This window comes from Vibrio sp. M260118, from assembly GCF_036533755.1.
GTDB lineage: Bacteria > Pseudomonadota > Gammaproteobacteria > Enterobacterales > Vibrionaceae > Vibrio.
In genome coordinates this window covers 1-6491 of the sequence record NZ_JATABG010000189.1, presented here as the reverse complement: position 1 = coordinate 6491, position 6491 = coordinate 1, and the positions used below count along the sequence as shown (strand labels likewise).

The following is a 6491-nucleotide window of genomic DNA, read 5'->3' as shown; positions in this document are numbered from 1 at the left end:
ACTGACAGCGAGTTGATGCCAGGTGAAGTTCGTGTGATTTCAGGTTCAGTACTGACAGGTACTCATGCAACTGGTCCTCACGCTTACCTTGGTCGTTACCACGTACAGGTTTCTGTATTACGTGAAGGCCGTGAAAAAGAACTGTTTGGCTGGGCGATGCCTGGTAAGAACAAGTTCTCTATTACTCGCTCATTCCTTGGTCACTTATTCAAAGGTCAGTTGTTTAACATGACAACCACGACAAATGGTAGTGATCGCTCAATGGTTCCAATCGGCAACTACGAACGCGTTATGCCTCTTGATATGGAACCTACTCTGCTACTTCGTGATCTTTGTGCAGGTGACACTGATAGCGCTCAAACGCTTGGTGCACTTGAGCTAGACGAAGAAGATTTAGCATTGTGTACCTTTGTGTGTCCTGGCAAATACGAATACGGTGAACTGCTTCGTGAATGTCTAGATACCATTGAGAAGGAAGGGTAATTTTCATGGCTCTTAAAAAGTTTATTGAAGACATCGAGCATCACTTTGAGCCTGGTGGAAAACATGAGAAATGGTTTGCGCTTTATGAAGCCGCTGCGACTCTGTTCTACACACCTGGCTTAGTGACAAAGAAAAGCTCGCACGTTCGTGATAGTGTTGACCTAAAACGTATCATGATTATGGTTTGGTTCGCGGTCTTCCCAGCAATGTTCTGGGGTATGTACAATGCGGGTGGCCAAGCTATCTCAGCACTTAATCATATGTACGCTGGTGAACAACTGGCTGCAGTAGTTGCAGGTAACTGGCACTATTGGCTAACCGAAATGCTTGGCGGCACACTTGGCGCTGACGCAGGTGTTGGCAGCAAGATGATCTTAGGTGCAACTTACTTCCTACCAATCTACGCGACAGTGTTCATTGTTGGTGGTTTCTGGGAAGTACTGTTCTGTATGGTGCGCAAGCACGAAGTTAACGAAGGCTTCTTTGTTACTTCTATCCTGTTTGCATTGATTGTTCCGCCAACACTGCCTCTATGGCAAGCAGCGCTAGGTATTACCTTCGGTGTTGTAGTAGCTAAAGAGATCTTTGGTGGTACGGGTCGTAACTTCCTTAACCCAGCATTGGCTGGCCGTGCTTTCCTATTCTTCGCTTACCCAGCGCAAATTTCAGGTGATACAGTGTGGACAGCAGCCGATGGCTTCTCTGGTGCAACGGCGCTAAGTCAGTGGGCACAAGGTGGTAACGGTGCACTTCTAAACACAGTAACAGGCGATACTATCACTTGGATGGACGCGTTCATCGGTAACATTCCTGGTTCGATTGGTGAAGTTTCTACACTTGCCTTGATGATCGGTGCTGCGATGATTGTGTACATGCGAATCGCATCATGGCGCATTATTGCTGGTGTAATGATCGGTATGATCGCAACAGCAACGCTGTTTAATGTTATTGGTTCAGACACCAACTCTATGTTCAGCATGCCATGGCATTGGCACCTAGTACTAGGTGGGTTTGCATTCGGTATGTTCTTTATGGCAACAGACCCTGTATCGGCTTCATTTACTAATAAAGGTAAATGGTGGTACGGCGCGCTAATTGGCGTGATGTGTGTACTCATTCGTGTGGTTAACCCAGCTTACCCTGAGGGTATGATGCTGGCGATTCTATTCGCGAACCTGTTTGCACCTCTATTCGACCATTTAGTTATCGAGAAGAACATCAAGCGGAGACAAGCACGCTATGGCAAGTAATAACGACAGCATTAAAAAGACGCTGGGTGTTGTTATCGGGTTGAGCCTTGTTTGTTCAATCATCGTATCAACAGCAGCCGTGGGTCTTCGTGATAAGCAGAAAGCTAACGCTGTACTAGATAAACAAACTAAGATCGTTGAAGTTGCTGGCATCGAAGCAGAAGGTAAGAAAGTACCTGAGTTATTTGCCCAGTACATCGAACCTCGTCTAGTCGATTTTGAAACTGGCGCTTTTGTTGATGGCAATGCCGCTACTTACGACCAACGTAAAGCAGCAAAAAATCCCGCTGAGTCTATCAAGCTAACCGCTGATCAAGACAAAGCGAAGATCATTCGTCGTGCAAACACTGGTGTTGTATACCTAGTGAAAGAAGGCGATGCGGTTTCTAAGGTCATCTTACCGGTTCACGGTAATGGTCTATGGTCGATGATGTACGCATTCGTTGCTGTAGAAACTGACGGTAACACTGTATCTGCGATCACTTACTACGAGCAAGGTGAAACTCCTGGACTTGGTGGTGAAGTTGAGAACCCTTCATGGCGTGCTCAATTTGTTGGTAAGAAGCTTTATGATGAAAACTTCAAGCCAGCTATCAAAGTTGTTAAAGGTGGTGCTCCAGCCGGTTCTGAACACGGTGTTGATGGCCTATCAGGTGCGACACTAACAGGTAACGGTGTTCAAGGTACATTTGATTTCTGGTTAGGCGATATGGGCTTTGGTCCATTCCTAGCAAAAGTTCGTGACGGAGGTCTGAACTAATGTCTAGCGCACAAAACGTTAAAAAGAGTCTGTTAGCACCAGTATTGGACAACAACCCAATCGCGTTACAGGTTCTTGGTGTTTGTTCTGCTCTTGCAGTAACAACCAAACTAGAAACGGCTTTCGTAATGACACTGGCGGTTATTTTTGTAACTGCACTGTCTAACTTCTTCGTTTCGGTAATTCGTAACCACATTCCAAACAGCGTGCGTATCATCGTACAGATGGCTATTATCGCATCGCTAGTAATCGTGGTAGACCAAGTGTTGAAAGCATACTTATACGATATCTCTAAGCAGCTATCTGTATTTGTCGGCCTCATCATTACTAACTGTATTGTAATGGGGCGTGCTGAAGCATTCGCGATGAAGTCTGAGCCAATTCCATCTCTAATCGATGGTATCGGCAACGGCCTTGGTTACGGTTTCGTTCTTATCACTGTAGGCTTCTTCCGTGAACTATTTGGTTCAGGCAAACTGTTTGGTTTAGAAGTGCTTCCTCTAGTAAGCAACGGTGGTTGGTATCAGCCTAATGGTCTGATGCTTCTAGCGCCATCTGCATTCTTCCTAATCGGCTTCCTAATCTGGGCAATCCGTATTCTGAAACCAGAACAAGTAGAAGCGAAGGAGTAAGGACGTCATGGAACATTACATTAGCTTGCTAGTTAAATCGATTTTCATCGAAAACTTAGCACTATCGTTCTTCTTAGGTATGTGTACATTCCTTGCTGTATCTAAGAAAGTTAAGACCTCTTTCGGTCTAGGTGTTGCCGTTGTATTCGTACTGACTGTTGCAGTACCAGTGAACAACCTGCTTTACACTTTCATTCTTAAAGAGAATGCTTTAGTTGAAGGAGTGGACCTTAGCTTCCTGAACTTCATCACCTTTATCGGCGTAATCGCAGCCCTTGTACAGATTCTAGAAATGATCCTAGACCGTTTCTTCCCACCTCTGTACAACGCCTTAGGCATCTTCTTACCGCTGATCACAGTAAACTGTGCGATCTTCGGTGGTGTGTCTTTCATGGTTACACGTGACTACAACTTTGCTGAATCTGTTGTTTACGGTTTCGGCTCAGGTGTGGGTTGGATGCTAGCTATCGTTGCTTTAGCAGGTATTCGTGAGAAGATGAAGTACTCTGATGTCCCTCCAGGTCTACGTGGCCTTGGTATTACGTTCATCACAGTAGGTCTTATGGCGTTAGGCTTTATGTCTTTCTCCGGTGTTCAACTGTAAGTCGGGTAAACGGCAGCAATTAAAGGAATAGTCATGAATACTATTATTTTTGGTGTAGTGATGTTTACCCTGATTATCTTGGCGCTAGTTTTAGTGATTCTATTCGCTAAATCTAAACTAGTGCCATCAGGTGACATTACAATTTCTGTGAACGAAGACCCGAATCTGGCGATCGTTACACAACCAGGCGGTAAGTTACTGAGTGCTCTAGCTGGTGCTGGGGTATTCGTATCTTCAGCTTGTGGTGGCGGTGGCTCATGTGGTCAGTGTCGCGTAAAAGTTAAATCAGGTGGTGGCGACATCCTACCAACCGAGCTTGACCACATTACTAAAGGTGAAGCGCGTGAAGGTGAGCGTCTAGCATGTCAGGTTGCAATGAAAACTGACATGGATATCGAGCTTCCTGAAGAGATCTTCGGCGTTAAGAAGTGGGAATGTACAGTTATCTCTAATGATAACAAAGCGACATTCATCAAAGAGCTTAAGCTACAAATTCCAGATGGCGAATCAGTACCTTTCCGTGCTGGTGGTTACATCCAGATTGAAGCGCCTGCTCACCACGTGAAATACGCAGATTTCGATGTACCAGAAGAGTACCGTGAAGATTGGGACAAGTTTAACCTGTTCCGTTACGAATCTAAGGTTGACGAAGAGTGCATCCGCGCATACTCAATGGCGAACTACCCAGAAGAAGAGGGCATTATTATGCTGAACGTGCGTATCGCTACGCCGCCGCCTAATAATCCTGATGTACCGCCTGGTATCATGTCTTCATTCATCTGGTCTCTTAAAGAGGGCGACAAATGTACTATCTCTGGTCCATTTGGTGAGTTCTTCGCTAAAGACACGGACAACGAGATGGTCTTCGTTGGTGGTGGTGCTGGTATGGCGCCAATGCGCTCACACATCTTTGACCAACTTAAGCGTCTTAAGTCTAGCCGTAAGATGTCTTTCTGGTACGGCGCCCGCTCTAAGCGTGAGATGTTCTACGTAGAAGATTTCGATGGTCTACAAGCAGAGAACGAAAACTTCGTTTGGCACTGTGCGCTGTCTGATCCTATGCCAGAAGATAACTGGGATGGTTACACAGGCTTCATCCACAATGTACTGTATGAAAACTACCTGAAGGACCACGAAGCGCCTGAAGATTGTGAGTACTACATGTGTGGTCCACCGATGATGAACGCAGCGGTTATTGGCATGCTGAAAGATCTCGGTGTAGAAGACGAAAACATTCTACTGGATGACTTCGGCGGTTAATTTCAGCGTATTGAAGCTGTATTGGTTGTGGTCTTATAAAACCAACTACAGCTGCAACTACTTGAAATGACATGTATAAGATGGCTGACTGCTTTAAGTCAGCCATTGTTTTTTAAAGTACCTAGTGTCTGAATTTCATCAGAGATTTAGTTACTAGATATTTTTGAACATTGGTCGGCTCGCGCTCGACGATGACAACTATTTTTTAAGGAGTCTAACAAGTGAAAAAGTGGCTTGTTGCGTTTGCTTCTCTATTGGTTTTAGCAGGTTGTGAGAAACCGGCTGAACAAGTTCACCTTAGCGGCCCTACTATGGGGACGACATACAATATTAAGTATATCTCTGCGGATGGAATTCCAGCTCCAGAAGCTCTGCAGCAAGAAGTTGATCGTCTTCTTGAACAAGTTAACGACCAGATGTCGACTTACCGTAAAGACTCAGAGCTAAGCCGTTTTAACCAATTTGAGTCACCTGATGCATTCGAGGTGTCACCGCAAACGGCGCTTGTTGTGAAAGAAGCAGTTCGTTTGAACGGTCTAACTCAAGGCGCGTTGGATGTAACGGTTGGCCCGCTCGTTAACCTATGGGGCTTTGGCCCAGAAGCGCGCCCTGAAGTGGTGCCAACTGATGAAGAGCTAGCGCAGCGCAAAGCAATTACCGGTATTGAGCACCTGACGGTAGAGGGTAATACTCTAAAAAAAGACATCCCAAATCTTTATGTTGATCTATCGACGATTGCTAAAGGTTGGGGGGTCGATGTGGTAGCCGATTACATTCAATCTCAAGGTGTTGAAAACTATATGGTTGAAGTCGGCGGTGAGATGCGTTTAAAAGGTCTTAATCGTGATGGTGTGAAATGGCGTATCGCAATAGAGAAGCCTTCAACTGAAGAGCGCGCGATCCAAGACATTATCGAGCCGGGTGATATGGCGGTAGCGACTTCGGGCGACTACCGTAACTATTTTGAGCGCGATGGCATTCGATACTCACATATTATCAATCCGCAAACGGGTAAGCCGATTAATCATAAAGTGGTGTCGGTGACGGTATTAGATAAATCGTCAATGACCGCGGACGGGTTAGCAACAGGTCTAATGGTGTTAGGTGAAGAGCTTGGTATGCAGGTTGCCAATGAACACAATATTCCTACACTTATGATAGTAAAAACTGAAAACGGATTTAAAGAGCTAGTGTCACAAGCTTACGCGCCGTTTATCAACAACAATAAATAATGAGCATGTCGTTATGAGTACATTTTTAATTACCTTTGGTGTGTTTATGGCTGTGATTGGCGCAATGTCGATCGGCTATATCATTCAGCGTAAAGTAGTCAAAGGCAGCTGTGGCGGCCTTGGTGCGGTAGGCATTGATAAAGTATGTAACTGCCCAGAACCTTGTGATGCGCGTAAGAAGCGTGAAGCTCGTGAAGCGGCTCGTGCAGAAAAACTCGCCGCGTGGGAAAAAGACCGCATCGCTTAAGTTCAATAAGATATCTAAACAAA

General features: G+C 45.4%; 7 protein-coding genes and 1 pseudogene. All 8 read left to right on the top strand.

Annotated elements, in window-relative coordinates:
* Positions 1-483, top strand: a pseudogene (locus QTO00_RS12080) (Na(+)-translocating NADH-quinone reductase subunit A); the annotation flags it as partial.
* A 5-nt stretch (positions 484-488) separates the two neighbouring features.
* Positions 489-1733 carry an NADH:ubiquinone reductase (Na(+)-transporting) subunit B gene (locus tag QTO00_RS12075; RefSeq protein ID WP_331425038.1) on the top strand — a complete coding sequence of 415 codons (1245 nt, stop codon included), beginning with the start codon at positions 489-491 and terminating at the stop codon, positions 1731-1733.
* Positions 1723-2493 carry a Na(+)-translocating NADH-quinone reductase subunit C gene (locus tag QTO00_RS12070; RefSeq protein WP_038203564.1) on the top strand — a complete coding sequence of 257 codons (771 nt, stop codon included), beginning with the start codon at positions 1723-1725 and terminating at the stop codon, positions 2491-2493. The genes QTO00_RS12075 and QTO00_RS12070 overlap by 11 nt, the downstream gene beginning before the upstream one ends.
* A complete protein-coding gene (locus QTO00_RS12065) occupies positions 2493-3125 on the top strand; it encodes an NADH:ubiquinone reductase (Na(+)-transporting) subunit D (protein ID WP_038203561.1) in 633 nt (210 codons plus the stop codon). Before QTO00_RS12070 ends, QTO00_RS12065 begins: the two co-directional genes overlap by 1 nt.
* A 7-nt stretch (positions 3126-3132) precedes the next feature.
* Positions 3133-3729, top strand: a complete 597-nt coding sequence (gene nqrE, locus QTO00_RS12060; protein ID WP_004415327.1) for an NADH:ubiquinone reductase (Na(+)-transporting) subunit E — start codon at positions 3133-3135, stop codon at positions 3727-3729.
* A 33-nt stretch (positions 3730-3762) separates the two neighbouring features.
* Entirely contained in the window at positions 3763-4989 is a 1227-nt protein-coding gene (gene nqrF / locus QTO00_RS12055) for an NADH:ubiquinone reductase (Na(+)-transporting) subunit F (protein ID WP_331425037.1), read from the top strand.
* A gap of 221 nt (positions 4990-5210) precedes the next feature.
* Complete coding sequence (locus QTO00_RS12050; protein ID WP_331425036.1) at positions 5211-6221, top strand: FAD:protein FMN transferase; 1011 nt, start codon at positions 5211-5213, stop codon at positions 6219-6221.
* Positions 6222-6234: 13 nt separating this feature from the next.
* On the top strand, positions 6235-6468 hold the full coding sequence (gene nqrM / locus QTO00_RS12045; protein WP_038203551.1) for a (Na+)-NQR maturation NqrM: 234 nt from the start codon (positions 6235-6237) through the stop codon (positions 6466-6468).
* The last annotated feature ends 23 nt before the right edge of the window (positions 6469-6491 follow it).

What these genes read in the sequence shown, in the direction of transcription:
- QTO00_RS12065 (WP_038203561.1), top strand. Translation starts at nt 2,493, where the DNA reads ATGTCTAGCGCACAAAACGTTAAAAAGAGTCTGTTAGCACCAGTATTG.
- nqrM (WP_038203551.1), top strand. Translation starts at nt 6,235, where the DNA reads ATGAGTACATTTTTAATTACCTTTGGTGTGTTTATGGCTGTGATTGGC.
- QTO00_RS12070 (WP_038203564.1), top strand. Translation starts at nt 1,723, where the DNA reads ATGGCAAGTAATAACGACAGCATTAAAAAGACGCTGGGTGTTGTTATC.
- QTO00_RS12075 (WP_331425038.1), top strand. Translation starts at nt 489, where the DNA reads ATGGCTCTTAAAAAGTTTATTGAAGACATCGAGCATCACTTTGAGCCT.
- nqrF (WP_331425037.1), top strand. Translation starts at nt 3,763, where the DNA reads ATGAATACTATTATTTTTGGTGTAGTGATGTTTACCCTGATTATCTTG.
- nqrE (WP_004415327.1), top strand. Translation starts at nt 3,133, where the DNA reads ATGGAACATTACATTAGCTTGCTAGTTAAATCGATTTTCATCGAAAAC.